Source organism: Bartonella sp. AA1HLJMS (genome assembly GCF_042197445.1).
Lineage (GTDB): Bacteria > Pseudomonadota > Alphaproteobacteria > Rhizobiales > Rhizobiaceae > Bartonella.
In genome coordinates, this window is sequence record NZ_JBHIRW010000104.1 from 1 (window position 1) to 2,651 (window position 2,651).

A 2,651-nucleotide genomic window follows, 5' to 3' on the forward strand; every position below is an offset into this window, starting at 1 on the left:
CAACAAGAAGTATCCGATAAAACCTACGAAACTATTCACGCAAAAGACGGTGGCAAAATCATTGGAAAACATTTAACCATTGTTACGAATAAAGATATAAACCAAGGCACAAACCAAACCGTCTATGCTGTAACAGCAGAAGGTGCTAACAGTGCGATTGAGTTACTGGATGGCACAATCATTAAAGGCACTGGTTCTGGTATTTTCTTAGGCCTTGAAGCCAAAGACGGTGCTACACTTCAAATGACTAAGGGAACAATTACATATTCTGGAATGGAGGCCTCCTCATCTGGCATTTTATCTAGCACTGGTGCTTCCTTTTCTGACAGTAAGAGTAAAAAAAACAAGCTGGAAGACGTGGTAATATCGAGTGAAAACGATAACAGTTCACTATCCTTAGGAATAAGTGCTAAAAACAGCACAGTAACCTTGAACAATGTAACCGTTACTCAAGCACTAACAGGCATATTTGCAGATGATCACTCGACAATAACAATCTCTGGAGGATCATTTCGTGCAAAAAATACAGCAATATCTGCTCAAAATGGCAGCATCATTACTTTAAACAACAATGTTACAGTCGCATCATCTAATGGTAATGCACTCCATGCAGATGGTATAGAATCCAAGATCACAATGAAAGGAGGAGCTGTCATAGGAGGAAATTTGAATGGACATGAAGGCGCATTACTTACAGAAAATGGTGGACGTATTGAAATTACGGATGTTACTCTAACAACCAATAACTTCGGAAACGGTGCAAATGCCAATGGCTTTGGAAGCATAATTGAATTAAAAGGCAAAACAAGCATTGAAAAAGTTAGAGATGGACTGAGAGCAGAAAAAGGTGGTAAAATCTCCAGCGAAGATTTAACAATAACTGCTTATGAAAACCAAGAATACGGCACTTCTGGTATAATAGCCATTGATCCCAATAGTGAAGTTCAATTAAAGGGTCATACAACCATTGAAAAAGTTTTTGTCGGTCTTAGAGCCTTTAATGGTGGCAAAATCGTTAGCGGAGATTTAACAATAGTCAGTGGTAAAGCAATTAATGACAACCCCAATGAAGCACGATCTGGTGTATGGACATCGGGCTCTGGGAGTGAAATTCAGTTAACTGGCAAAACAACCATTCAAAATTTTGATGAAGGTCTTTATGCAGATGATGGGAGTAAAATCATTACCGGAGATTTAACAATAACCGGTAGTGAGTCCGAAGAACCAACCGTTGGTGTAAGCACTTGGGAGGCTGATAGTATAGTTGAATTAAATGGCAAAACAACTATTCAAAATGTTGGTATTGGTCTCGCTACTGGTGAAGATGGCACAATTAAGATGATTAATGGCGCTATTGATACTAATTCTAAAGGTCTAGATACCCAATCCGACACTCCTCAGAATGGGAAGAAAAATAAAATAGAAGCAAAAATGGCTGCGCTGGTTGTAATAAATGGCGGACATATTGATCTGACAGATGTTTCTGCCACAGCAGAAGTTGCCGGTTTACAATTCGCAACTTTCTCCGATGATAATCCGAATAGCTCGCATGATCCACAAAAATATCATAGTAATGAGATCAATCTGACCAATGCAGAGCTTCATGCTGAAAATGGCACAGGAATTTTCATTGGAGCTGTTGTTGAAAAAAGTATCGAAGATACTACAGTTCCATCAATCGGCACAGTCAATCTTAAAAAATCAGAGGTCCATGCCGATGTTTTACTAGGAAATGGTATTGCTTGGGACAAAACGTCATGGAAAGATAAAGATTTGTGGGATGATAAAGAGGTTAAAGCGATCTCCAACGGCACCTTCACATTAAGCGCAGATCAGTCTATTTTAGAGGGCAGAGCAAATATTGCTAAAGACAGAAATGTGCACTTTGATCTGAAAAACAATACAAAATGGACGTTGAAAATCAGCAAAAATGAAAAAGATGATGATGGCAATCTCCTTGATATCGCTCAAAGATCTCGTTCTGATATTTCCACGCTTAATCTCGATAACAGCTCCATTGTTTTTGAGAAACCAACAGAAGATCATTACCAAACATTGCATATAGGTTCTGGTAAACCAGACACGCAAGAAGTCTACAATGCAACGGGTGATGCAAAGATTTACTTCAACACGGCTTGGAGTGATGGTGCTGCAATAAATGACCAAAAAACCGATAGACTTTTGATCCATGGGGATGTCTCTGGCAACACATCAGTTTATGTTTCAGGACGCGTAGAAAAGAACAGTAGTCAAGTAAATACCTCTGCTGCTCCTAATGTACGGGGGCTTTCACTCATTCAAGTTTCTGGAAAAGCAGAAGAAAACTCTTTCAAACTGGTAAATGGCTATACCACAAGAGGTGGCTTACCGGATATGTATACACTACGTGCCTATGGACCAGACTCAAGCCAAGGCAAAGCCGATATTGCACAAAACCTCTTTGATGAAAAGAATAAAAATTTCTGGGATTTCCGTTTACAACCCAAACTGCTTGGCTCCAATTCTGGTTCAAATCCTGATCCTGAAACAAATATCCCTACCGTTGCCCCTGTACCACAAACAGCAAGCTATTTGGTCATGCCAAATGCTCTCTTCTATAGTGGATTAACCGATATGGCTAAACAAAACGCGCTTTTAGCCAATATCAGAAC

1 protein-coding gene is annotated in these 2,651 nt (G+C 39.5%); it reads left to right on the top strand.

Annotation, left to right across the window (positions count from 1 at the left end; all coding sequences use genetic code 11):
• The coding region (locus tag ACFIQE_RS09475; RefSeq protein WP_375707621.1) for an autotransporter outer membrane beta-barrel domain-containing protein at positions 1 to 2,651 on the top strand (2,651 nt) is incomplete at both ends.